Source organism: Arthrobacter sp. EM1 (assembly GCF_029964055.1).
In the GTDB taxonomy this organism is placed as follows: Bacteria; Actinomycetota; Actinomycetes; order Actinomycetales; family Micrococcaceae; genus Arthrobacter.
On the sequence record NZ_CP124836.1, the window covers coordinates 1035741 to 1061390 of the forward strand.

General features: G+C 64.4%; 19 protein-coding genes and 3 rRNA genes. 19 read left to right on the forward strand and 3 right to left on the reverse strand.

What is annotated here, in order from left to right:
• Positions 1-22: 22 nt before the first annotated feature.
• Entirely contained in the window at positions 23-538 is a 516-nt protein-coding gene (locus tag QI450_RS04610) for a methylated-DNA--[protein]-cysteine S-methyltransferase (protein ID WP_226774710.1), read from the reverse strand.
• On the reverse strand, positions 535-2073 hold the full coding sequence (locus QI450_RS04615; protein WP_226774709.1) for an AlkA N-terminal domain-containing protein: 1539 nt from the start codon (positions 2071-2073) through the stop codon (positions 535-537). Before QI450_RS04615 ends, QI450_RS04610 begins: the two co-directional genes overlap by 4 nt.
• 91 nt (positions 2074-2164) lie before the next feature.
• On the opposite strand from QI450_RS04615, the gene QI450_RS04620 reads away from it, so the two are divergent.
• The 8 genes from QI450_RS04620 (at position 2165) to rrf (ending at position 13232) form a co-directional block, all read left to right on the forward strand.
• Positions 2165-2833, forward strand: a complete 669-nt coding sequence (locus tag QI450_RS04620; protein WP_226774708.1) for a DNA-3-methyladenine glycosylase — start codon at positions 2165-2167, stop codon at positions 2831-2833.
• 103 nt (positions 2834-2936) lie between these two features.
• A complete protein-coding gene (locus tag QI450_RS04625; RefSeq protein ID WP_226774732.1) occupies positions 2937-3479 on the forward strand; it encodes an adenine phosphoribosyltransferase in 543 nt (180 codons plus the stop codon).
• Positions 3480-3603: 124 nt separating this feature from the next.
• Positions 3604-5832, forward strand: coding sequence for an AAA family ATPase (locus QI450_RS04630; RefSeq protein ID WP_226774707.1), 2229 nt, complete (start codon positions 3604-3606; stop codon positions 5830-5832).
• Between the two features lie 76 nt (positions 5833-5908).
• Positions 5909-7222: a tyrosine--tRNA ligase gene (tyrS, locus tag QI450_RS04635; RefSeq protein WP_226774706.1), complete on the forward strand. Its 1314-nt coding sequence runs from the start codon at positions 5909-5911 to the stop codon at positions 7220-7222.
• A gap of 159 nt (positions 7223-7381) precedes the next feature.
• The gene (locus tag QI450_RS04640; protein ID WP_226774705.1) at positions 7382-7534 is read left to right on the forward strand and encodes a hypothetical protein; all 153 of its coding nucleotides are present in this window, start codon (positions 7382-7384) and stop codon (positions 7532-7534) included.
• A 211-nt stretch (positions 7535-7745) separates the two neighbouring features.
• A 16S ribosomal RNA gene (locus tag QI450_RS04645) occupies positions 7746-9269 on the forward strand.
• Between the two features lie 513 nt (positions 9270-9782).
• Positions 9783-12917: ribosomal RNA gene (locus QI450_RS04650) — 23S ribosomal RNA — on the forward strand.
• A 198-nt stretch (positions 12918-13115) separates the two neighbouring features.
• Positions 13116-13232 (forward strand): 5S ribosomal RNA (rrf, locus tag QI450_RS04655).
• Together the 16S, 23S and 5S rRNA genes form the textbook arrangement of a ribosomal RNA operon.
• A gap of 368 nt (positions 13233-13600) precedes the next feature.
• Here the strand turns inward: rrf and QI450_RS04660 are convergent.
• Positions 13601-14647 carry a hypothetical protein gene (locus tag QI450_RS04660; RefSeq protein ID WP_282468107.1) on the reverse strand — a complete coding sequence of 349 codons (1047 nt, stop codon included), beginning with the start codon at positions 14645-14647 and terminating at the stop codon, positions 13601-13603.
• Here QI450_RS04660 and QI450_RS04665 point away from each other — a divergent pair.
• The 11 genes from QI450_RS04665 to QI450_RS04715 all read left to right on the forward strand — a co-directional run bounded on the left by QI450_RS04665 (position 14636) and on the right by QI450_RS04715 (position 25627).
• On the forward strand, positions 14636-15547 hold the full coding sequence (locus tag QI450_RS04665) for a hypothetical protein (RefSeq protein ID WP_282468108.1): 912 nt from the start codon (positions 14636-14638) through the stop codon (positions 15545-15547). The genes QI450_RS04660 and QI450_RS04665 overlap by 12 nt on opposite strands.
• A 6-nt stretch (positions 15548-15553) precedes the next feature.
• Positions 15554-16543: an HAD-IIA family hydrolase gene (locus tag QI450_RS04670; RefSeq protein ID WP_226775971.1), complete on the forward strand. Its 990-nt coding sequence runs from the start codon at positions 15554-15556 to the stop codon at positions 16541-16543.
• A gap of 10 nt (positions 16544-16553) precedes the next feature.
• The gene (locus QI450_RS04675) at positions 16554-16823 is read left to right on the forward strand and encodes a hypothetical protein (RefSeq protein ID WP_226775972.1); all 270 of its coding nucleotides are present in this window, start codon (positions 16554-16556) and stop codon (positions 16821-16823) included.
• The gene (locus tag QI450_RS04680; RefSeq protein WP_226775973.1) at positions 16820-17632 is read left to right on the forward strand and encodes a TlyA family RNA methyltransferase; all 813 of its coding nucleotides are present in this window, start codon (positions 16820-16822) and stop codon (positions 17630-17632) included. Before QI450_RS04675 ends, QI450_RS04680 begins: the two co-directional genes overlap by 4 nt.
• A 22-nt stretch (positions 17633-17654) precedes the next feature.
• On the forward strand, positions 17655-18695 hold the full coding sequence (locus QI450_RS04685) for an NAD kinase (RefSeq protein WP_226775974.1): 1041 nt from the start codon (positions 17655-17657) through the stop codon (positions 18693-18695).
• 3 nt (positions 18696-18698) lie between these two features.
• A complete protein-coding gene (recN, locus tag QI450_RS04690) occupies positions 18699-20438 on the forward strand; it encodes a DNA repair protein RecN (RefSeq protein WP_226775975.1) in 1740 nt (579 codons plus the stop codon).
• Between the two features lie 78 nt (positions 20439-20516).
• Positions 20517-22295, forward strand: coding sequence for a CTP synthase (locus QI450_RS04695; protein WP_226775976.1), 1779 nt, complete (start codon positions 20517-20519; stop codon positions 22293-22295).
• 27 nt (positions 22296-22322) lie between these two features.
• Complete coding sequence (locus QI450_RS04700) at positions 22323-22985, forward strand: NUDIX hydrolase (protein WP_226775977.1); 663 nt, start codon at positions 22323-22325, stop codon at positions 22983-22985.
• A 2-nt stretch (positions 22986-22987) separates the two neighbouring features.
• The gene (xerD, locus tag QI450_RS04705) at positions 22988-24067 is read left to right on the forward strand and encodes a site-specific tyrosine recombinase XerD (protein ID WP_226775978.1); all 1080 of its coding nucleotides are present in this window, start codon (positions 22988-22990) and stop codon (positions 24065-24067) included.
• Positions 24068-24162: 95 nt separating this feature from the next.
• Positions 24163-24699: an RNA polymerase sigma factor gene (locus tag QI450_RS04710; RefSeq protein ID WP_226775979.1), complete on the forward strand. Its 537-nt coding sequence runs from the start codon at positions 24163-24165 to the stop codon at positions 24697-24699.
• Between the two features lies 1 nt (position 24700).
• Positions 24701-25627: a hypothetical protein gene (locus QI450_RS04715; RefSeq protein WP_226775980.1), complete on the forward strand. Its 927-nt coding sequence runs from the start codon at positions 24701-24703 to the stop codon at positions 25625-25627.
• Positions 25628-25650: the final 23 nt, after the last annotated feature.

Genomic DNA, 25650 nt, shown 5'->3' on the forward strand with positions numbered 1-25650 from the left:
CCCGGGCGCCGGCCCGCGCCCGCTACTGCTTGACGGCAGAGACCAGCAGGTGTTCCCGGGCCAGAAGGCTTTTTTTGATTACCAGCCCCCACCGGAATCCGCCCAGGCTTCCGTCGGTGCGGATCACCCGATGGCACGGTACAAAAAGCGCCGCAGCGTTGAAGGCGCAGGCGCTGGCAGCAGCCCGGACGGCCTTCGCATTTCCGGACATTTCCGCGTACTCGGTGTAGCTCACGGGGTGTCCCGGCGCGACGGTGCGGAGGATCTCCCAGGCATGCCCGCGGAACGGGCCGGACTTCTGCAGCACCGGCACCGCCATAGCCGGTTCCGGATAGCCGGCGTAGAACTCGTCCACGGCATCGGAGATGACTCCCAGGCCCGGGACGGACTCGAAGGCCCCCGGCAGCAGGTCCGGGTGGATCTGCCCGATCAAGTCCCCGGGAACAGCCGTCCACCCGGAGGCAATCACCACACCGTCCCGGGCAATGATGGTGAACGGGCCGTCGGGGGTGGACATGGTCAGCAACTGGGCTTTCATAATGCCGCTTTCTTGGGAGCCAGGCGGGAAATAAATGATGTTTTGGGTGCCGCGGCCCGGGCGAGCGCCGCTGTGCGCCACAGGTGCATGGTGGCGTAGGAACGCCAGGGGCTGAGCTCGCGGAAATCGGGGCTCAGGGGCTGGCCCGGCGACACGGCGCCGTCAGGATCCGGGGCCAGCGAGCGGATGCCGTTGCGCACCGCCGCGTCGTTGGCCAGGAAGACATCCGGTGCTCCGATCACGCGCATCGCCACATAGCCCACCGTCCACGGCCCCACCCCGGGCAGGGGCAGCAGCTTGGACTCCAGCCCCGGCAGGTCATCGCCATAGCCAAAGTCGAGCCTGCCCGAAGCCATCGCAGCGGCTGCATTCCGGATCGAATCGATGCGGCGTTGCGGGCCCCGGAGCAGTTCGAGGCCGTCCGCGGCAATTTGCTCAGCGGTGGGGAACAGCCGGTGCAGGCCGACGGCGGGAACCAAGCTGTCGCTGCCGGCGGCGGACAACCGGATAAGTGCCGTCCGCGCGGCGGCGACTGTGATCTGCTGGCCGATCATTGCCCGGATCAGCAGCTCCTGCGGATCAACGGCGCCGGGCATCCGGATTCCCGGCGTGGCGGTGACTCCCGCCGCCAGCCGGGGATCGGATCCCAGCACCTCGTCGATGGCGACCGGGTCGGCGTCAAGGTCCAGCAGCCGGCGGACCCGGCTGAGCAGGGAGGGCAGGTCCCGGAGGTCGACGGCGCCGATGCTCAGCAGCAGCGGGCGCCCGCTGGCGTCGGCGTTATAGTCCACCCGGAAGCGCGCATCGCCGTGCGCCAGGCGCAGCGTCCGCGCATAGGAGCTCGAGGTGCCCTCCTCGACGCCGGGGATGGCCCGGACTGCGAGGAACGAAAAAACGCCGGGGTCGAAGGGCTCGCGGTACGGCAGGTTCAGCGTCAGGGCCGTCGACGACACAGCAGCCTGGGGCGGCGACCGATGGTGGCGTGCGGTGGCCCGCAACGCCGACGGGGTCATGGCGAAAACTTCGCCGATGGTCTCGTTGAACTGGCGGACGCTGCTGAATCCGGCGGCGAACGCGATGTCGGCGACCTTGATCGTGGTGGAGACCAGCAGGGTCCGCGCCGTCTGGGCCCGGCTGGCACGGGCCAGCGAGAGGGGGCCGGCGCCGAGCTCGTGGCTGAGGATCCTGTTGAGCTGGCGCGAGGAGTAGCCCAGGCGGGTGGCGAGGCCTTGGACGCCGTCGCGATTGATCACCCCGTCGTTGATCAGCCGCATAGCGCGTCCGGCGATGTCCGAGCGGACATTCCAGGCAGGCGTGCCGGGCACCGCTTCGGGCAGGCAGCGTTTGCAGGCCCGGTAGCCGGCGTCGTGCGCGGCGGCGGAGGTCTCGTAGAACGTGACATTGCCGGCCTTGGGGGTCCGGGCCGGGCAGGACGGCCGGCAGTAAATGCCGGTTGTGCGGACAGCCGTGTAGAACTGCCCGTCGAACCGGATGTCCCGGGCGTCGATTGCCCGGTAGCGCTGCCAGAAATCCATGAGTTCATCCTGCCAGCATCCGGATGCTGCTGCTAGCGGAAATCGGACATGGCCGTGCAGGGTAATCCGGCGGGTTTGTTAAAGTCGGAGCATGAGTGCGACTCCTCCTGACAGTGCGCCGGGCCGTGGATTCCCGGCCGCTGGCCTGCGTGGGCTACTTTCCGCCGACGCCCGGCAGGTGGCGCCGCTGCTGCTTGGTGCAGTTTTGACGCATGAGGGTCCCGACGGACTGGTGTCCGTGCGGATCAGCGAGGTGGAGGCCTATCTGGGACCGCACGACTCGCAGCACCCGGATCCCGGTTCGCACACCTTTCGCGGCGCCACCGCGCGCAACGCCCCGATGTTCGGCCCGGCCGGGCACCTCTACGTCTACCTCAGCTACGGCATGCACCACTGCGCCAACATCGTCTGCGGACCGCTCGGAGAAGCCTCTGCCGTGCTGCTGCGGGCCGGAATGATTGTGGCAGGGGAAGACCTGGCACTCACCCGCCGGCCGACGTCGAAATCCGCCAGGGAGCTCGCGAGCGGCCCGGCCCGGCTCGCCACGGCACTGGGCATCACGACGGCGGACACCGGCCGGGATGCGCTCGTGGCCCCGTTCCGGCTGGAACTGCCGGACCTGCCGGCCGTAGATGTCAGTTCCGGGCCACGCGTCGGCGTCTCGGGCGCCGGGGGCAGCCGCGACTACCCCTGGCGCTTCTGGGTCACCGGCGACCCGACCGTCTCCCGCTACAAGGCAGCGAAGGTGCGCCCGGGGTAGCAGGCCTGCCCTGCCGGGCGACCGGCACACGTGCCCGGCGGAACCGTAAAAGCCCAGCGAGTAAGCTTGACGGGTGAATCAAAGCGAGCTTCCCCGGACCACGATGACCAAGAGTGAAACCACTGCGCCGGTGGACAAACTGATCAGCAGCCTCTGCGCCACCATCCCGGATTACCCCAAGCCCGGAATTGTCTTCAAGGACCTGACCCCCGTTTTCGCCGACGGCGCAGCACTCAAGGCTGTTGTGGACGCCCTGGTGGCGCCGTTCGAGGGCCAGTTCGACGCCGTGGCCGGCGTGGAGGCCCGCGGTTTCCTGCTGGCCGCCGCCGCGGCTTACGCCACCGGCACGGGCGTCATCACCGTCCGCAAGGCCGGCAAGCTACCCCGTGAAGTGGTCTCCGAGGACTACGCGCTCGAGTACGGCAGCGCCACCCTGGAGCTGCACACCACTGACCTTGCGCCCGGCAGCCGCGTCCTGATTCTCGATGACGTCCTTGCCACGGGCGGCACGCTGGCTGCCGCCGTCCGGCTGTTCGAACGCTGCGGCGTCGAAGTGGCCGGTGTGGGTGTGGTCCTGGAACTGGATGAGCTTAACGGCCGTTCTGCCCTCGACGGGCATCGGGTCAGTTCCCTGCTGCGGCTGTAAACCGCCCTCCGGGCCCGGCCCGCTGGCACCGCTGCACCGGGGTGCAAAAAGCGGTCGTGTAGCGGTGCCGCACTGAAATGGTTGTAGAATGGTTGGTCTGTCTTTTTCGATAGGGGAACGTTCGATGCACGACGCTGATTTGGCCCATGAACGCGACTATGTCGCCGGACTTTACGCCCGGCTCGACGAGCTGCGGGCGGAAAAGCGCACCCAGCTGGCGCAGGTCCGTCGGGCCGGTGCGGTGGGCACTATGCAGAACGTCTCCGAGCGGGATGCTTTCGCTGCACTCTACGAGGACCGCCTTGCGCAGCTCGACGCCGTCGATGACCGGCTGGTGTTCGGCCGCCTCGACCTCGACTCCGGGGAGGCGCAGTACATCGGCCGCATCGGGCTGACCACTGACGAGCTGCAGCGGCTTATGCTCGACTGGCGTGCGCCGGAAGCCGGACACTTTTACCAGGCCACCGCGTTTGACCGGCAGGGAGTGCGGCGCCGGCGCCACCTCATCCTGCAGGGCCGCGAGGTCAAGGCCATCGAGGACGATGTCCTGGACGCCGGGCTGCTCGCGGACAACGAGTCCCTGCAGGGCGAGGGCGCGCTGCTGGCAGCCCTGAACTCCAAGCGGACCGGACGGATGTCAGACATCGTCGGCACCATCCAGTCCGAGCAGGACCGGATCATTAGGTCCTCGATCTCCGGAGCCCTTGTCGTCCAGGGCGGGCCCGGCACCGGCAAAACGGCGGTTGCCCTGCACCGCGCGGCCTACCTGCTCTACACACACCGGGACCGGCTCAAGACCGCCGGCGTCCTGCTGGTGGGACCGTCGTCGTCCTTTATGAAGTACATCGAACGCGTGTTGCCGTCACTCGGCGAGACCGGCGTTGTGATGGCCAGTGTCGGCCGGCTGATGCCCGGAATCCATGCCGTGGCCGAGCCGGAGTCCGAGGTCGCTGCCATCAAGGGCCGGCTGGACATGGTCGAGGTCGTGGCGAACGCGGTGGCCAACCGGCAGCGTATTCCTGCGCAGAACCGCGTCCTTGAAGTGGACGGGCGCAAACTCCTCCTGACTCCCCGGCAGGTCCGCCGTGCCCGGGACCGCGCACGCTCCACCGGCAAGCCGCACAACGAAGCGCGCGTTTCGTTTGTCAGGATGCTGCTGCGCGAACTTACGGAACAGATGACCGAACTCGTCGAGGCCGGCAGCATCGGCAACAACGCAGACCGCTCCTACCTGGCCGAGGATGTCCGCTCCGCCCGGGACGTCCGGATCGCATTGAATCTGTGCTGGATGCCGATGACGCCGGAGAAGCTGATTGGTGAACTCTTCAGCAAGCCGGCGATCCTGGAAGCCTGTACCCCCCAGCTCAGCCCGGCCGAGCGGCAACTGCTGCTCCGTCCGGCCGATGCGCCGTGGACCGAAGCTGACGTGCCGCTGTTGGACGAGGCAGCCGAACTCCTCGGCGAGCTGGACGCCGCTGCGGGCAGGGGGCTGGCACAGCAGGAACACGATCGTGCACGCGACCTGGCCAACGCCAAACAGACGCTTGTTAACATGGAAACCGCCGGCGTAGACGTCTTGATCTCCGCGGAAGAGCTCGTTGACCAGAACCAGGAACGCGAGGCCCGGCTCACTGCAGCAGAGCGTGCCACGACCGACCGCAGCTGGGCCTTTGGGCACATTGTGGTGGATGAGGCCCAGGAGCTCTCGCCGATGCAGTGGCGCCTGCTGGTCCGCCGCTGCCCGCTGAAGTCCTTCACCATCGTGGGCGACATTGCCCAGACCAGTTCCGTGGTGGGCGCCAATTCCTGGCAGAGCGCCCTGGCCCCGATGTTCGGTGACCGCTGGCAGCTCGAGGAGCTCACAGTCAACTACCGCACACCGTCGCAGATTGCCGAAGCGGCGGCCCGGATGGCCAACGCGGCGGGGCTTGTCGTCTCCGCACCCAAGGCTGTCCGCGAGGGTCGCTGGGCGCCGGTGGTCGACCGCGTCGAGCCGGGCCAGGTGATCAGCAAGCTCGTGGCGGTCCTGCCGGAGGAACTCGCTTCCCTGGAGGGCGGCCTGCTGGCGGTCATTGCCGACGGCGGGCTTCTTTCCGAAGCCACCGCGGCACTGCGCGCCGTTTACGGGCGCCGCGTCGGCACCGACGCCGGAAGTTATGCCCAGGACATCGTTGTTATCAGTCCCCGCGAGGCCAAAGGCCTGGAGTTCGACGGCGTTGTGGTGCTGGAGCCTTCGGCCATGCTGAACCGTGAGCACGGCCGTGTCGGTGACCTGTATGTGGCCATGACCCGGCCCACCCAGCGGCTGCGTCTGATCGCCTCCGCCGGCGTGCCGGCGGGCATCGAAGACTGAGCCCGGCACGGCGGTGCCGGTCTCGATCGAAAGTCACAGACGCTGAGGGTGCGCTGATCCTGCTACCTTAGATTCCGTGTCCCAGCTAAATGATCCCCGTTCCCAGCAGAATGACCCCAGCTTCGCCGACGTCTGGCAGGAGCTGAAATGGCGGGGCCTGGTCCACGTCTCCACGGATGAGGCGGAGCTTCAGCAGCTGCTCGCCGGAGAACCAGTGAGCTATTACTGCGGCTTCGATCCCACTGCTCCGAGTCTGCACCTGGGCAACCTGGTGCAGTTGCTGCTAATGCGCCGGATCCAACTAGCCGGCCACAAGCCCCTCGGCCTCGTCGGCGGCTCCACCGGCCTCATCGGTGACCCGCGCCAGAGTGCAGAGCGTGTGCTTAACACCCCCGAGACGGTAGCAGAATGGGTCGGAAAACTGCAGGCGCAGGTCCAGCGGTTCCTCAGTTTTGAGGGCGACAACGCGGCCCGAATGGTCAACAACCTTGACTGGACAGCGCCCTTGAGCGCCATCGATTTTCTGCGCGGAATCGGCAAACATTTCCGGGTCGGCACCATGATCAAAAAAGACATCGTCGCCAACCGGTTGAACTCCGACGAGGGAATCAGCTACACGGAATTCAGTTACCAGATCCTTCAGGGTATGGACTATCTCCAGCTCTTCCGTGACCACGGCTGTGTCTTGCAGACCGGTGGATCGGACCAGTGGGGCAACCTGACCAGCGGCACTGACCTGATCCGCAAGGTTGAGGGCAAACACGTCCACGCGCTTGGGACACCACTCATCACCAATGCCGACGGGACGAAGTTCGGCAAGAGCGAGGGTAACGCCATCTGGCTTGATCCGGAGATGTGCAGCCCGTATGCGTTCTATCAGTTTTGGCTCAACACCGCAGACAGCGACGTTGCTGCGCGCCTTAAGGTCTTTACGTTCCTCAGCCGGGCGGAGATCGAGACCCTGGAGGCTGCGCTGGCCGAGCGGCCGTTCGCCCGCGAAGGGCAGCGCAAGCTTGCCTACGAAGTGACTTCGCTCGTGCACGGAGTAGAAGCGACAGAGAAGGTCATTGCCGCCTCTGCTGCGTTGTTTGGCAACGGTGATCTGAGCGCCCTGGACGAGGCAACGCTCAAGGCAGCCACGTCCGAGCTGCCGTCCGCGACAGTCGGCGCCGGCACCTTGGGCATCATCGAACTCCTGGTCGCAACGGGCCTGTCGGAGAGCAAGTCCGCCGCCCGCCGCACGGTGGGGGAGGGCGGGGCGTACGTCAACAATGCCAAGGTTGCAGATCCCGACGCCGTCATTGAGCCCGGCCAACTGCTCCACGGCCGATACCTGCTGTTGCGCCGCGGCAAAAAGAACCTGGCCACCGTGGAAGTCAGCGTGCCCTAGCCGAACACCGCGCGTCGACGTACCCCGTTTGCCGCCCCGCTTGCAAGGTCGGGGCGGAGCGTGTATTGTTCTTTTAGTCGCCACCGCAGAGTGGCGGCCAACCCCAACCAAACTAGAGAAGCAATTCTTTTAGCGCTATTGTCCTCCCCGGAGTACATCGTGCAAATCGAAAAAATGCTTCATATTTTGGTTGGGACATTTGCTCCAGCAAGTGAACTTCGGATGAAAATCCGGATTTGCAAAGCGGAAATGAATGAAATAAGATTGAAATATCGCAGCAAAGAAAGACTGAAAGATAAAGAATTCATTTAGTTGAATTGTTTCAGCTACTACTTTGAATGTGTCTGTTGTTTGAGAACTCAATAGTGTGCCAAGTTTGTTGATACCAATTTATTGTATTGAATTGGTTGAATTGATCAGGTCCGCCACCCCGTGGTGGGGTCTGGTTTTTACAGCTGGTTTCAAATTTTGTGCAGCTGATGCGTCCCGTTTTCCCGGGGGTGTTGGTTGTGTCTGTTTTACTTCAACGGAGAGTTTGATCCTGGCTCAGGATGAACGCTGGCGGCGTGCTTAACACATGCAAGTCGAACGATGATCCCAGCTTGCTGGGGGATTAGTGGCGAACGGGTGAGTAACACGTGAGTAACCTGCCCTTAACTCTGGGATAAGCCTGGGAAACTGGGTCTAATACCGGATATGACTCCTCATCGCATGGTGGGGGGTGGAAAGCTTTATTGTGGTTTTGGATGGACTCGCGGCCTATCAGCTTGTTGGTGAGGTAATGGCTCACCAAGGCGACGACGGGTAGCCGGCCTGAGAGGGTGACCGGCCACACTGGGACTGAGACACGGCCCAGACTCCTACGGGAGGCAGCAGTGGGGAATATTGCACAATGGGCGAAAGCCTGATGCAGCGACGCCGCGTGAGGGATGACGGCCTTCGGGTTGTAAACCTCTTTCAGTAGGGAAGAAGCGAAAGTGACGGTACCTGCAGAAGAAGCGCCGGCTAACTACGTGCCAGCAGCCGCGGTAATACGTAGGGCGCAAGCGTTATCCGGAATTATTGGGCGTAAAGAGCTCGTAGGCGGTTTGTCGCGTCTGCCGTGAAAGTCCGGGGCTCAACTCCGGATCTGCGGTGGGTACGGGCAGACTAGAGTGATGTAGGGGAGACTGGAATTCCTGGTGTAGCGGTGAAATGCGCAGATATCAGGAGGAACACCGATGGCGAAGGCAGGTCTCTGGGCATTAACTGACGCTGAGGAGCGAAAGCATGGGGAGCGAACAGGATTAGATACCCTGGTAGTCCATGCCGTAAACGTTGGGCACTAGGTGTGGGGGACATTCCACGTTTTCCGCGCCGTAGCTAACGCATTAAGTGCCCCGCCTGGGGAGTACGGCCGCAAGGCTAAAACTCAAAGGAATTGACGGGGGCCCGCACAAGCGGCGGAGCATGCGGATTAATTCGATGCAACGCGAAGAACCTTACCAAGGCTTGACATGAACCGGTAATACCTGGAAACAGGTGCCCCGCTTGCGGTCGGTTTACAGGTGGTGCATGGTTGTCGTCAGCTCGTGTCGTGAGATGTTGGGTTAAGTCCCGCAACGAGCGCAACCCTCGTTCTATGTTGCCAGCGCGTGATGGCGGGGACTCATAGGAGACTGCCGGGGTCAACTCGGAGGAAGGTGGGGACGACGTCAAATCATCATGCCCCTTATGTCTTGGGCTTCACGCATGCTACAATGGCCGGTACAAAGGGTTGCGATACTGTGAGGTGGAGCTAATCCCAAAAAGCCGGTCTCAGTTCGGATTGGGGTCTGCAACTCGACCCCATGAAGTCGGAGTCGCTAGTAATCGCAGATCAGCAACGCTGCGGTGAATACGTTCCCGGGCCTTGTACACACCGCCCGTCAAGTCACGAAAGTTGGTAACACCCGAAGCCGGTGGCCTAACCCCTTGTGGGAGGGAGCTGTCGAAGGTGGGACTGGCGATTGGGACTAAGTCGTAACAAGGTAGCCGTACCGGAAGGTGCGGCTGGATCACCTCCTTTCTAAGGAGCACCTACAGTCACCTTGCCTCATGTATGTGAGTGTGGAGGGGTTGTCAGGAGTACGCCCGTTGCGCAGACGCTAGTTCTGCGGCGGGTGCTCACGGGTGGAATATCAACAAGTAGCGGCCGCTGGTTTTTCCTGCGGCACTTAGTACGGTTCTGCACTTGTGTGGTTCCTGGAACGGTGTGCGGGGGGTGCTGGTGGTTTAGTGTTTGGCACACTGTTGGGTCCTGAGGCAACAGGGGCCGGGTTCCGCGGTTTTCGCTGTGGTGTCCGGTGCTGGTGTTTCTGGTTGTTCCTGGCTGCATCGATCGCACGGTTTGGTCCCTTTGTGGGGGTTGCGTGTGGGGTGTGTGGTACGGGGTTGTTGTTTGAGAACTACATAGTGGACGCGAGCATCTTTTATAAGAAGCAATTTCCAAGAATATGAACCTGGATCTGACCTGGGCGCCTTTGGGTGTGTGGGTTGGTTTTCGTGGTTCTCTCGAAAATTAGCGTTTTTGATCTTTTGTGGTCAAGTTTTTAAGAGCACACGGTGGATGCCTTGGCATTAGGAGCCGAAGAAGGACGTAGGAATCTGCGATAAGCCTGGGGGAGTCGATAACCGGACTGTGATCCCAGGGTGTCCGAATGGGGAAACCCCGCCAGGGGCGCGAGTCACCTGGTGACCCGCATCTGAACACATAGGGTGCGTGGAGGGAACGCGGGGAAGTGAAACATCTCAGTACCCGCAGGAAGAGAAAACAATAGTGATTCCGTCAGTAGTGGCGAGCGAACGCGGATCAGGCTAAACCGTTCCATGTGTGATAGCCGGCGGGCGTTGCATGGTCGGGGTTGTGGGACTTCCCATTCTGTCTCTGCCGGGACAGTGGGGTGTGTAGTGCAGGCATAGGTGAACGGTCTTGAAAGGCCGGCCAGAGAGGGTGTGAGCCCCGTAACCGAAATGTTGTGCACCGCCCGGGGAGTATCCCAAGTAGCACGGGGCCCGAGAAATCCCGTGTGAATCTGTCAGGACCACCTGATAAGCCTAAATACTCCCTAATGACCGATAGCGGACCAGTACCGTGAGGGAAAGGTGAAAAGTACCCCGGGAGGGGAGTGAAACAGTACCTGAAACCGTGTGCTTACAATCCGTCGGAGCCAGTCTGATTCTGGTGACGGCGTGCCTTTTGAAGAATGAGCCTGCGAGTTAGTGTTACGTCGCGAGGTTAACCCGTGTGGGGAAGCCGTAGCGAAAGCGAGTCTGAATAGGGCGTTGCAGTGGCGTGATCTAGACCCGAAGCGAAGTGATCTACCCATGGCCAGGTTGAAGCGACGGTAAGACGTCGTGGAGGACCGAACCCACTTCAGTTGAAAATGGAGGGGATGAGCTGTGGGTAGGGGTGAAAGGCCAATCAAACTTCGTGATAGCTGGTTCTCCCCGAAATGCATTTAGGTGCAGCGTTGCGTGTTTCTTACCGGAGGTAGAGCTACTGGATGGCTAATGGGCCCTACAAGGTTACTGACGTCAGCCAAACTCCGAATGCCGGTAAGTGAGAGCGCAGCAGTGAGACTGTGGGGGATAAGCTTCATAGTCGAGAGGGAAACAGCCCAGACCACCAACTAAGGCCCCTAAGCGTGTGCTAAGTGGGAAAGGATGTGGAGTTGCGAAGACAACCAGGAGGTTGGCTTAGAAGCAGCCATCCTTAAAAGAGTGCGTAATAGCTCACTGGTCAAGTGATTCCGCGCCGACAATGTAGCGGGGCTCAAGTACACCGCCGAAGTTGTGGATTTCAGATATTAGCTAAGCCGCCCCTTGTGGGTTGGTTCAGGCGTCTGGAGTGGTAGGGGAGCGTCGTGTGGGCAGTGAAGTCGCGGTGTAAACCAGCGGTGGAGCCTACACGAGTGAGAATGCAGGCATGAGTAGCGAAAGACGGGTGAGAAACCCGTCCGCCGAATGATCAAGGGTTCCAGGGTCAAGCTAATCTGCCCTGGGTAAGTCGGGACCTAAGGCGAGGCCGACAGGCGTAGTCGATGGACAACGGGTTGATATTCCCGTACCGGCGAAAAACCGTCCATGTTGAACAGGGGATACTAACTGCCCAATACCTGCCTGACACCCCTTGTGGGTGAAGGGTTTTGGTGGAGCGCGGGACCTGATCCTGGGAGGCAAGCGTATTAACAGGTGTGACGCAGGAAGGTAGCCGAGCCGGGCGATGGTTGTCCCGGTCTAAGGATGTAGGGCGAACGGTAGGCAAATCCGCCGTTCATGATGCCTGAGATCCGATGGGACTCCCGTAAGGGGGGATTCGGTGATCCTATGCTGCCTAGAAAAGCATCGACGCGAGGTTTTAGCCGCCCGTACCCCAAACCGACACAGGTGATCAGGTAGAGAATACTAAGGCGATCGAGAGAATTATGGTTAAGGAACTCGGCAAAATGCCCCCGTAACTTCGGGAGAAGGGGGGCCCCCATCGTGATGGACACAAGCTGTCCGGAGCGTGCAGGGGCCGCAGAGACCAGGGGGAAGCGACTGTTTACTAAAAACACAGGTCCGTGCGAAGTCGCAAGACGATGTATACGGACTGACTCCTGCCCGGTGCTGGAAGGTTAAGAGGACCGGTTAGCCGCAAGGCGAAGCTGAGAATTCAAGCCCCAGTAAACGGCGGTGGTAACTATAACCATCCTAAGGTAGCGAAATTCCTTGTCGGGTAAGTTCCGACCTGCACGAATGGAGTAACGACTTCCCCGCTGTCTCAACCATAAACTCGGCGAAATTGCAGTACGAGTAAAGATGCTCGTTACGCGCAGCAGGACGGAAAGACCCCGAGACCTTTACTATAGTTTGGTATTGGTGTTCGGAGTGGCTTGTGTAGGATAGGTGGGAGACGTTGAAGCCCGGACGCCAGTTCGGGTGGAGTCATCGTTGAAATACCACTCTGGTCACTTTGGACATCTAACTTCGGCCCGTAATCCGGGTCAGGGACAGTGCCTGATGGGTAGTTTAACTGGGGCGGTTGCCTCCTAAAAAGTAACGGAGGCGCCCAAAGGTTCCCTCAGCCTGGTTGGCAATCAGGTGTCGAGTGTAAGTGCACAAGGGAGCTTGACTGTGAGAGAGACATCTCGAGCAGGGACGAAAGTCGGGACTAGTGATCCGGCGGTACATTGTGGAATGGCCGTCGCTCAACGGATAAAAGGTACCTCGGGGATAACAGGCTGATCTTGCCCAAGAGTCCATATCGACGGCATGGTTTGGCACCTCGATGTCGGCTCGTCGCATCCTGGGGCTGGAGTAGGTCCCAAGGGTTGGGCTGTTCGCCCATTAAAGCGGTACGCGAGCTGGGTTTAGAACGTCGTGAGACAGTTCGGTCCCTATCCGCTGCGCGCGCAGGAAATTTGAGAAGGGCTGTCCTTAGTACGAGAGGACCGGGACGGACGAACCTCTGGTGTGTCAGTTGTACTGCCAAGTGCACCGCTGATTAGCTACGTTCGGATGGGATAACCGCTGAAAGCATCTAAGCGGGAAGCTCGCTTCGAGATGAGATTTCCATACACCTTGTGTGTGAGAGGCCCCCAGCCAGACCACTGGGTTGATAGGCCGGATGTGGAAGCGAGGACTAACGACTCGTGAAGCTGACCGGTACTAATAGGCCGATAACTTACACCACACTCCCTCTTCCGTGAACGGATTCAAAAGACGTTCACACCCGGAAGAGAGAACAAAGATAACAAGACTGCTTGCGTCCACTATGTGGTTCCCAACCAACAAACCCGTTGCGTGAGGAACAAAAACACAACAACACCACAGTTGTAACCACAGATTTCCCACCACCACGCCCAGGCGCGGAACGGTGCGGACACAAAGTTACGGCGGTCATAGCGTGGGGGAAACGCCCGGTCCCATTCCGAACCCGGAAGCTAAGACCCACAGCGCCGATGGTACTGCACCCGGGAGGGTGTGGGAGAGTAGGTCACCGCCGGAACATCATTAAACGGTCGAGGACCCCCAACAACGTTGGGGGTCCTCCCGCATTTAACACCCCCACCCAAAAACACCCCCACCGGAAACCCCACCCACCCCCACCGGGAACCCCACCCGGCTCAGCGGGGAAACCGCCGCCCATCAATCCACGCCAGGAGCTCGACGGCCAGCCCGCCGCCAACCGCGGCCAGAATAGCGGTGCGGCTGTGAGGCTCGACACCGCGACCGCGGAAAGGCTCACTGCCGTTAGCCGGGCGCAGGGGACTCGCTTAGAATTGGATGAGATGTACGGACTTCGAAGCGCTTGATTTCGGGTTGCGTAGGAACGAAACACGGAATAGAGCGGCTGCGATTACGACAGTGGTCAGCTCACAACAGGAGGAATCCATCATGGCTGAGCACAACGACCGTAATCGTGGCGGCAACGACCGAGGCAACTTTGGCGGCGGCGACCGGAAGCCCCCTTACAGCGGCGGCGGCGATCGTGACCGGAAGCCTTATGGTGACCGTGCTCCCCGCGAAGGCGGCGCAGAGCGCAGGAGCTTCGGTGCCGGCGGCGGCGACCGGAAGCCCCCTTACAGCGGCGGCGGAGATCGTGACCGTAAGCCTTATGGTGACCGTGCTCCCCGCGAAGGCGGCGCAGAGCGCAGGAGCTTCGGTGCCGGCGGCGGCGACCGGAAGCCCCCCTACGGCGGCGGCGGAGATCGTGACCGGAAGCCCTATGGTGACCGTGCTCCCCGCGAAGGCGGCGCAGAGCGCAGGAGCTTCGGTGCCGGCGGCGGCGACCGGAAGCCCCCCTACGGCGGCGGCGGAGATCGTGACCGGAAGCCCTATGGTGACCGTGCTCCCCGCGAAGGCGGCGCAGAGCGCAGGAGCTTCGGTGCCGGCGGCGGCGACCGGAAGCCCCCCTACAGCGGCGGCGGAGATCGTGACCGGAAGCCCTATGGTGACCGTGCTCCCCGCGAAGGCGGCGCAGAGCGCAGGAGCTTCGGTGCCGGCGGCGGCGACCGGAAGCCCCCCTACAGCGGCGGCGGCGACCGGAAGCCCCCCTACAGCGGCGGCGGAGATCGTGACCGGAAGCCCTATGGTGACCGTGCTCCCCGCGAAGGCGGCGCAGAGCGCAGGAGCTTCGGTGCCGGCGGCGGCGAGAACCGCAGGCCCTTCGGCAACCGTGATGACCGCCCGGCCCGCGGCTTTGACCGCGGGGACTCCGGCCCCCGCCAGTTCGGCCGGGACCGCCCGGAAGACCGCCCGGCCCGCGTCCCCAACGCCCGGGACCTGCGCAGCGCCAACCGCCCCGACCGCGAACGCTCGCCGCAGATTGACGATGACGTTACGGGCAAGGAACTTGACCGTGCCACCCAGCACCAGATCAAGACACTCGAGGACAACAGCGCCGAGTGGGTGGCCCGCCACCTCGTGATGGCAGGGCGTCTGATCGACGATGAACCGGAGCTGGCATTCCAGCATGCCCTCGCGGCAAGCCGCCGCGGTGGCCGCCTCGCAGCCGTTCGCGAAGCAGTGGGCCTGACCGCCTATGCCGCCGGCCACTATGGTGAAGCCCTGCGCGAGTTCCGCACCTACCGTCGGATCAGCGGTTCCAACATGCACTTGCCCGTTATGGCTGACTGTGAGCGTGGACTCGGACGTGCCGACCGTGCCCTGGAAATGGCCCGCTCCGAGGAAGCCAAGGACCTCGACGCGCCCGGCAAGGCAGAGCTCGCCATTGTGGCCGCCGGCGCCCGGACAGACCTTGGTCAACTAGACGCTGCGGTTTCCGAACTGGAAATTGCCCAGCTCGACATCAACCGTGCATTCTCCTACAGCCCGCGCCTCTTCCGTGCCTACGCCGATGCTCTGGGAGCGGTTGGCCGGACGGCTGAAGCGCAAAAGTGGGAACGCCAGGCCGCCGTGGCCGAGAATGCCCTCGGCCTCGACGTCCAGGAGGATCCCGACATCATCGACCTGGGTTGGGATGAGGACGAGGACGCCCGCGAGCAAGAGCAGCAGCGCAGGCTCCTCGCCGATCAGGCTGCCGAGCGGTCCGCCGCTGCGGCCCAGTCGCAGGCGCCGCGTGCTGCCAGCGCTGAGGCCGTCGCTGGCTTCGAGGAGACCGGCGAGGCGGCTGTGACCGCGCTCGACGACGGATCAGACGACGTCGAATCCGACTTCTGGGAATCCGACGACGCTGAATCCGATGAGGACTCCGTGGAGAAGGACACGCTGGACCGCTCCGAGCTCCTGGCCGGCGATAACACCGGCGAAACCGGTAGCGGCGACGCCGACCCGCACGAGCCGGAACGTTCCGAGGACTGATCCGAAATGGCTGCAGCCGAGCTGATTTCGACCTTCGACGCCCTACTCGCCGACCTTGACGGCGTCGTCTATGCAGGCCCGCAGGCCATACCCGGTGCCGTGGAGTCCCTGCGCCGGCTGGCCGTGGCCGGCGTCGGGCTGGGGTACGTCACAAACAACGCCTCCCGGACGCCCGCGCAGGTCGCGCAGCACCTGCGCGAACTCGGCGCCCCGGCGGAGGATCATCAGGTGGTCAGCTCCTCGCAGGCCGCGGGTGAGCTGTTGGCTTCGCTGCTGCCGGCGGGCGCCCGCGTCCTGATCACGGGCGGCGACTCACTGGCGCAGGAGATTGAACTCGCCGGGCTGGTGCCCGTCCGCAGCGAGGCGGAGCACCCCGTCGCCGTCGTTCAGGGTTTTCATCCCGATCTCGGCTGGAAAGACCTCGCGGAAGCCGCCTATGTTGTTGCCGGCGGAGCCTTGTGGGTGGCCACCAACACGGACATGTCGATTCCGCAGGCCCGGGGCATTGCACCCGGCAACGGAACCCTGGTCGCTGCCGTGGCCGCCGCCACCGGAAAGCGGCCCCTGGTCGCCGGAAAGCCGGAAGCGCAGCTGTTCCACGCGGCGGCCAAACGCCTTGCCGCCGACCGGCCGCTGGTTGTCGGTGACCGCCTGGACACCGACATCCTCGGCGGCAACAACGCCGGCTTTGCCACGGTGGCCGTCCTGACCGGCGTCGACACGCGCGAATCGGTCCTGGCCGCCCGCACCCTCGAACGGCCCGACTATCTCATTAACGACCTCACCGACCTCTACCGCCCGTACCCGGTGATTGATGTCGACGCCGGACAGCACCGCTGCGGCGCGGCCTCCGCCGAAGTGCACGGACGGACAGTGCGTGTCAGCGGTGATCCCGGCAACCTCGATTCATGGCGGGCCGCCTGTTCGGCCTGGTGGGCGGCCAACCCTGAGGCCGCCACTGCCTTGGCGCCGGGCCTTGAATGGCTGGATCACTAGACTGGGGACCATGACCGAGCTCAACCACATCACCGAAAAGGACTTCGCTGCGGCGCAAGTGCCGGTCAGCTGGCCGAGGCGTCCGGAGAATGCGCCCGATGCCGGCGGACCGCCCGTATCAACGGACCCGGCGGTATCCGCCCTCCTGGGCGGCCTTAGGAAGCTGCCGGAGCTGCCGGTGGCGGGGCACGCGGAGATGTACGCCAGCCTGCACGATGAACTGCTGGCCGCCCTGAATGAGTCCGTAACTACCACTTCAGCAGGGGATGCCACGACATGAGCAGGCTTGATCAGGCCCTCGTCGGCCGTGGGCTGGCGCGGTCCCGCACCCACGCCGCGCGACTGATATCCGAAGGCAAAGTAAGTTCCAATGGGGTCGTACTGGCGAAGGCCTCGCTCCAGGTCCAGGACGATGCAAGCCTGGACGTGGCAGCCGCGGATGAGGACAACTACGTCAGCCGCGCCGGGCACAAGCTGGCCGGCGCACTGGACGCTTTCCCGGCCGTCGGGGTTGAAGGCAAGCGCTGCCTGGACGCGGGCGCCTCCACCGGCGGGTTCACCGAGGTTCTGCTGCGACGCGGTGCCGCCCACGTGGTGGCCGTCGATGTGGGCCACGACCAACTGGTCTCCGTGATCCGGAATGACCCCCGCGTTTCCGTCCACGAGGGACTGAATGTCCGCTACATAACACCGGAGGAGATCGGCGGGGCGGCCGCGCTGACGGTGGCTGACCTGTCATTCATTTCCCTCACCCTCGTGCTGGCAGCCCTCGCCGCGTGCACGGAGCCTGGCGGGGACCTGGTCCTGATGGTGAAGCCGCAGTTCGAGATCGGCAAGGACCGGCTGGGCCGCACCGGTGTTGTCACCTCGGACCGGGAGCGCCGCCTTGCGGTGGGCAAAGTGGCGGCGGAAGCGGTGGACACGGGCCTGGAACTGAAGGGCCTTGCCAGCAGCCCGCTGCCCGGCCAGGACGGAAACGTCGAGTACTTCCTGTGGATAAAGCGCGGGATGAGGACAGACCTGCCTAAGATCGAAGAGCGGGACGCAGCCGTTGCTGCGTTACTCGGAACGATCTGGCCCAAGTACTAGAAGCACTAGAAGGCGGAACCCGATGAGCAGGCGCGTCCTCATCCTTGCCCACACCGGCCGTGAGGAGTCACTCAAGGCTGCCTGGGAGGCGTGCGCCGGGCTCCACGACTCCGGCATCGTTCCCGTGATGCTGAAATCCGAACTTGGCGACATGGTCCGCTTCTTCGGACGACTCGACCAGCCTGTTGAGATCCTCCATGACCATGTGATGCTGCCGGAAGTGGAGCTCGTGATGGTCCTCGGCGGCGACGGGACAATCCTTCGTGCCGCGGAACTGGTGCGCGAGGTCGACGTGCCGCTGCTCGGCGTGAACCTCGGCCACGTCGGATTCCTGGCCGAGAGTGAGCGGGCGGACCTCGCCCAGACCGTGGAGTGGATCGCGAGCCGCGAGTACACCGTGGAAGAGCGGATGACCATCGACGTCCAGGTCTGGGTCCGCGGGCAGAAGATCTGGCATACCTGGGCCTTGAACGAGGCAGCCATCGAGAAGGGCAACCGGGAACGGATGCTCGAGGTAGTCACCGAGGTGGATGAGCGCCCGCTAACCTCCTTCGGCTGCGACGGCGTTGTCCTGGCCACTCCCACCGGCTCCACCGCTTACGCCTTCTCCGCCGGCGGCCCGGTGGTGTGGCCCGAGGTTGAGGCGCTGCTGATCGTGCCGATCAGTGCGCACGCGCTCTTCGCCAAACCACTGGTGGTCTCGCCCCGGTCCCGGCTCGCCGTCGAAATCCTGAACCGGACCGGAGCCCAGGGGGTGCTGTGGTGTGACGGGCGGCGCTCGGTGGACCTCCCGCCCGGAGCGCGTGTGGAAGTGACCCGCTCCGCCACCCCCGTCCGCCTCGCCCGAACGCACCAGACGCCGTTCTCCGGCCGCCTGGTCCGCAAGTTTGAACTGCCCATCCAAGGCTGGCGCGGTCCGATGCCCGCAGCCTCCGCGATCAACACCGGGCCGGTGCCGGTGATCCGCACGCCCCGGCCGATGCCCCCGCTGCCGACTCCGCCGCAGGCTGGGCCACCGCACGCGGGCCCGGGCGAGACTCCTGATCCATCGACTGCGAAGTGAACCATGCTTGAAGAACTGAGAATCCGCGACCTCGGCGTTATTACCGACGCCACGCTTCCCCTCGGCCCGGGCCTGAGCGTCGTGACCGGAGAGACCGGCGCCGGTAAGACCATGGTGGTCACCGCCGTCGGGCTGCTGCTCGGCGCACGCTCCGACGCCGGGGCCGTGCGCAGCGGCGCGAAGAGCGCCTCAGCGGAGGCAACTGTGACGCTCGACGCCGGCCACCCAGCCGTGGCGCGCGCCCGCGAGGCCGGGGCAGAGATTGGGGAGTTCGACGGCGGTGCGGAGTTGCTGCTCGCCCGCACTGTGGGTGCAGACGGCCGCAGCCGAGCCTATCTGGGCGGCCGCGCCGCGCCCGTAGGGGTGCTCGGCGAAATAGGCGAAACCCTTGTGGTGGTCCACGGACAGTCCGGGCAGATCCGGCTCAAAAGCCCCGTCGCGCAACGCGAAGCCCTCGACAAGTTCGCGGGGGAGGGCCTGACCGCGGCGCGCAGCAGCTACCAGGAGCTCTACGCCCGGTGGAAGTCCAGCCAAGCCGAATTGGCGGAGCTCCGCAGCGCCGCCCGGGAACGGCTCCGGGAGGCCGAATCCCTGGAAGCTGCGCTGGCCGAGATCGATGCTGTCGACCCGCAGCCCGGCGAAGACGAATCGCTTAAGGCCGAGGCCGTCAAACTCGCCAACGTCGAGGAACTCCGGATCGCTGCCACCACCGCACATCAGGCGCTCATCGCCGAGGACTTCGGCGAGGGCAACGATGCTACGGCCCTGGTGGATTCCGCCAAGCGCACCCTCGAGCATGTCGCCGAACATGACGGTGAACTCGGCTCCGCGGCTGCCCGCCTGGCCGAGGTCGGCTTCCTGCTGAACGATATCGCCACCGAACTCGCCAGCTACCAGGCCACCCTGGACACCGAGGGCCCGGAACGGCTTGCCGAGATTGAGGACCGCAGGGCGGCCCTGGCGACGCTGGTGCGCAAGTACGCCCCGAGCATCGATGAAGTACTGGTGTGGGCTGAAGAATCCCGGAAACGGTTCCTGGAACTGCAGGACGACTCCCTCCGGATCGAGGCGCTGGAGGCCGAGGTGGTTCGCGCAGGCACCGAACTGGCCAAGCAGGCCGCCGGACTCAGCAAGCTGCGCAAAAAGGCCGCCAAAGACCTCTCCGTTCGGGTCAGCGCCGAGCTTAAGGCCCTGGCGATGGCGGATGCCACCCTGGTGATCAACGTCGAATCCGCCGGGCAGCCCGGACCGTTCGGAGCGGATGAGATCTCCTTCCTGCTCCAGCCCCACTCCGGCGCCCCCGCGCGCCCGCTGGGCAAGGGCGCATCCGGCGGTGAACTGTCCCGCGTGATGCTCGCCATCGAAGTGGTGCTGGCCGCCGTCGACCCGGTCCCCACCTTCGTTTTCGACGAGGTCGACGCCGGCGTGGGCGGCCGCGCCGCCGTCGAGATCGGCCGCCGGCTGGCGATGCTCGCCCGGCACGTCCAGGTCCTTGTTGTGACCCACCTGCCCCAAGTGGCGGCCTTCGCCGATCAGCACATCCGGGTCACCAAGACCTCAGTGCGCGGCGCCGACGGTTCCACGGCGGCCGGTTTCACCTCCAGTGACGTCCAACTACTCGGCGAAGCGGAGCGCGTCCGCGAACTCGCCCGGATGCTCGCCGGGCAGGAGGATTCCGAATCCGCGCAGGCCCACGCCCAGGAGTTGCTGGACGATGCCCGGCTCCTGCCGCAGCAAGCCTGAGCGCCCCGTGCGGCGGCGCGTATACGGGATGACCAGCACGGCGGAATCCCGCGGACAGGACCTCGGAAGGCCGAATTGATGATAGGCTCGAACTCCGTGGTGCAGCGATCAAATTCCCGTGTAAATTCCCGGTTCCCGGGCTCGTCCAAGACGACCAAACACATCTTCGTAACCGGTGGTGTGGCGTCCTCGCTCGGTAAGGGACTGACGGCTTCGAGCCTCGGTCACCTCCTGCGGGCACGCGGCTTGTCTGTAACTATGCAAAAGCTCGATCCCTATCTGAACGTGGATCCGGGCACGATGAACCCCTTCCAGCATGGCGAAGTCTTCGTCACCGACGACGGCGCCGAAACGGACCTCGACATCGGCCACTACGAGCGCTTCCTCGATGAGAACCTCGAAGGCTCGGCCAACGTCACAACCGGGCAGGTCTACTCCACGGTCATCGCCAAGGAGCGCCGCGGCGAGTACCTCGGCGACACCGTCCAGGTTATTCCGCACATTACCGATGAAATCAAGCGGCGCATGCGGCTTCCGGCCGAGGGCAAGCACGCCCCCGACGTGATCATCACCGAAATCGGCGGCACCGTGGGCGACATCGAGTCGCAGCCGTTCCTTGAATCCGCCCGTCAGGTCCGCCAGGACATCGGCCGCGGAAATGTGTTTTTCCTGCATGTCTCCCTCGTGCCCTACATTGGACCGTCGCAGGAACTGAAGACCAAGCCGACGCAGCACTCAGTTGCCGCATTGCGCTCCATCGGCATCCAGCCGGAGGCGATTGTGGTCCGGTCGGACCGCGAAGTCCCGCAGGCCATGCGCGACAAGATCGGCCGCATGTGCGACGTCGACCTTGACGCCGTCATCGGCTGCCCCGATGCTCCGAGCATTTACGACATCCCGAAGACCCTGCACTCCCAGGGCCTGGATTCCTACATCGTCCGCGCCCTCGACCTGCCGTTTAAGGACGTTGACTGGACCAGCTGGGATAAACTCCTGGACGCGGTTCACAACCCCAAGCACGAGGTTGAGGTCGCCCTGGTCGGAAAGTACATCGACCTGCCGGACGCCTACCTGTCCGTCACCGAGGCGTTGCGTGCCGGCGGTTTCGCCAACGACACCAAGGTCAAGATCCGCTGGGTCCCCTCGGACGAATGCGAAACCCATGAAGGTGCGGTCACGTCCCTGGCCGGGGTCGACGCGATCTGTGTCCCAGGCGGCTTCGGCATCCGGGGCCTCGAAGGCAAGCTCGGCGCGCTGAAGTACGCCCGCGAGAGCAAGCTCCCCGTGCTGGGACTCTGCCTGGGCCTGCAGTGCATGGTGATCGAATACGCCCGCAACGTGGTGGGCCTCGAGGGCGCTTCCTCGTCCGAGTTCGAGCCGGATTCAAAGTACCCGGTGATCGCCACGATGGAAGAGCAGCTGGACATCGTCGACGGCAAGGGCGACCTGGGCGGCACCATGCGCCTGGGCCTGTACGAGGCCAAACTGGACGAGGGGTCCGTGGTCGCCGAGACCTACGGCACCACCACGGTTAGTGAACGGCACCGCCACCGCTACGAGGTCAACAACAAATACCGTGAGCAGATCGCGGCCAAGGGGCTGGTGTTCTCCGGAACGTCACCCGACGGCAAGCTGGTGGAGTACGTCGAGCTGCCCCGCGAAGTCCACCCGTACTACGTTGCCACGCAGGCGCACCCGGAACTGAGCTCACGCCCAACCCGGCCGCACGCGCTGTTCTCGGGACTTGTGAAGGCTGCCCTGGAACACCAGAAGGGCGCCGGACCGGCGGAGGTATCAGCAGGGACTGCTGTGAAGGCTCCGGCGGCAGCTAAAGCAGCCCCGGCAGCGTCGAAGTAACCACCAACTAAATCAAAGGACGGCGCGATGCCCGGTAAGCCTGAAACCCCCCATGCTGCACGGCAGGTTTCGGATGAGCCGAGCCCGCGCCGTCTTTTGTCTTCCAGTACGGTCTATCAAGGCCGGATCTGGGACGTTGTCAGTGACAGTTTCCAGCTCAACGACGACGGCGATCCGCTGGTCCGCGACTACATCGACCACCCCGGGGCGGTGGCGGTCCTGCCGATGAACGACGCCGGGGAAGTGCTGTTGATCAAGCAGTACCGGCACCCCGTCGGGATGGATCTGTGGGAAATCCCTGCCGGGCTCCTTGATGTTGAAGGCGAGGACTTCCTGGCCGGGGCGGCCAGGGAACTCGCCGAGGAGGCCGACCTCGTCGCCGGGCAGTGGTATGTGCTGGCGGACTTCTTCAATTCCCCCGGCTCCTCCAGCGAAGCCATCCGCATCTACCTCGCCCGGGACCTGAGCGATGTGCCCGGGCACGAACTTCACGTCCGCACCGACGAGGAAGCAGAAATCGAACTCCACTGGATTTCCCTGGACGACGCCGTCCAGGCGGTGTTGGAGGGGCGCCTGCACAACCCGTCCGCCGTCGTCGGACTCCTCGCCGCCGCAGCCGCGCGGGCCGGCAACTTCACGGGCCTTCGCCCGGGCAACGCGCCGTGGCCGGCGCACCCCAGCCAGCGCTGACGATGGAACCGCTCACTGCCGAGCCGCCGGCTCCGGCGCACCTTCCGGCTCCGGTGCACCGTACGGCTCCGGTGCCCTCGGTCGCAGCAGCGCCCGCCCCCGTCCCGGCACAGCCCCCGGTGCGGCCGCCGACGGCAATCGACCGCGCCATCACGGATTACCTCCAGCACATGGGCGTGGAACGGGGGCTCGCGGCCAACACCCTTTCCGCCTATCGGCGCGACCTGGCCCGCTATGCCAGGCACCTCTGCCGTTCGGGCCGCCAACGTCCGGACGAGGTCACCCGGCAGGACGTCACCGGCTTCGTCCAGGCGCTCTCCGACGGCTCCGACGGCGGCTCTGCCCTGGGTATCCGGTCGGCGGCCCGAACGGTGGTGGCGGTCCGCGGACTCCATAAGTTCTGGGCCCTTGAGGGCGTCACTCCCACCGACCCGGCCAGCGATGTCCACCCGCCCATGCCTGGCAAACGGCTGCCCAAGGCCATCAGTGTCGACGAAGTCACCAGGATCCTGGAAGCGGTCGGCACCGACACCGCTACCGGCCTGCGGGACCGGGCGCTGCTGGAGTTCCTCTATTCCACCGGCGCCCGGATCAGCGAAGCGGTGGGCCTCGACGTCGACGATATTTCGCTGCACACAGCAGGGCGGAACGAACAGGACGACGCCGGGCCCGCGATTGTCAGGCTGTTCGGCAAGGGGTCAAAAGAACGGCTCGTCCCGCTGGGTTCGTTCGGCGCACGCGCACTCGACGCCTACCTGGTCCGAGGCCGTCCGCTGCTCTCGGCCAAGGGCAAGGGCACCCCGGCACTGTTCCTGAACGCCCGCGGCGGACGCATCAGCCGGCAGAGCGCCTGGACCATCCTCAAGACCGCGGCTGAGAAAGCCCACATCACCAAGGCCGTTTCGCCGCACACCCTTCGGCACTCGTTCGCCACGCACCTGCTCGAGGGCGGCGCCGACGTACGTGTGGTGCAGGAACTGCTGGGCCACGCATCCGTGACCACCACGCAGGTTTACACGCTGGTCACGGCGGACACCCTTCGGGAGATCTACGCCGCCGCGCACCCCCGGGCACTGGGCTAGAAGGATTTTTCCGGACGGCTGTAAGGATTGCCGGCTATCCGGAAACATGGAGTACACCTGAGGGATTTCGGGTATCGGGGTAGCGGGGCGGTCCCATGCTGTTGGAACGCGAAACGGAGTTTGAAGCCCTTTATCGGGCTCACTATCGGCGCGTCTACCAGTACGTCCTCCGCCGGATCGGCGATCCGGAGACCGCACAGGAACTCACCGGCGACGTCTTTCGGATCGCGTGGCGGAAGTTCGCCGCGCAGGAGGACGCCGGCTTGCCGTGGCTCTGCGCGGTGGCTCGAAACGTCCTGGGCAACGAATACCGGGGCCGCAAGCGTCGGCGGGAACTTTTGTTGAAACTGAAGGATTTTTCGTCGCGGCGCCCCGAGCCGGGAGGAACGGGCAGCGGAGGATTCGGCGAAACGGGGGAGCCGACGTCAGAGCCGGTGATCGCCGCTCTTGGCCGGATCGCGGCGAGACACCGTGAGGTCCTGATCCTCGTCTACTGGGACAACTTCACCACAGCGGAGCTCGCACAGTGCCTGGGCTGCTCGGAAGGGGCCGCCAGTGTGCGCGTGCACCGGGCGAAAAAGGCGTTTGCGGCGACCCTGTCACCGCACCTCGATGAGAGCGCAGGAACCTAACATGGACCGGATCGACAGACTCTTAAGAGGCGCCAACCCGGTGCCGGATGATTCGAAACCTCCGATCGATCCCGCGTGGCAACTACGGTTGTTGCTGTTGCCCGGCCCGGACGAAAGCCACCGGTCCGCGGATACCCGTCCAGAGGCGGGCCGACGCCGTCTTCTGCCGGCCGTCGTAGCCATCGCGGCAATGCTGGGGCTGGCCGTCGTGGCCGCCTTTGCCGTGACGTCCTGGCCGCACCCGGCGCGGCCGGTATCAGGTCAGTCGAGCACTGCCACGTGGACGCCGGACGGCTGGCGTCTCACCGGCTACCCGGCGTCCCCGGACGCGGGAAGCGAAACATATGTGCGACTGACGATTCCGCCGGACTGGGGGTTCGGCTGGACCGCCGGAGACCCGGATTATCCGGCTAATGGCGGCTACCTCTTTGCCCCGGTGCCGGGCGCAGCGGACGGGCCGGACTTCACCCGCGCAGCCGTTATGATCTACTACGGCCCGATGGGACCGCGCTATGATCCGGGTGCCTGCGGCGGGCCGCAGGAGTCCTATGCGGAACTGGACAGTTCCCCGGTGGACATCCCCTACGACCCCGCAGCCACGGGCACCGTACCGCCACGGTTTGTCTATCGTGTCAAGAGCGCGGGCAACAGCTTCGTGGCCTCCTTTGGCATTACCACCCGACCCGCCGGGGCCAGCATCGACTCCTGCAGCCAGTTCTTCCAGATTCGGGCAGCCCGGCCGGGCTACTACTTCGCATTCTCCAGCTATGCCGTGTTTTCCGGTGCAAATCCGGGCTGGGTCACGGATGCCTCCGGCCCGGCGTCCCGTGAGTTTGGCTCGCTGGAGGATGCCCGTGCGTTTCTGGCGACGTCCACGTACCAGGACATCAAGCGAATGTTCAGCTCGATCACTGTCACTGCACCGTAGTCCAGGCGGGCGGAATGATTTCC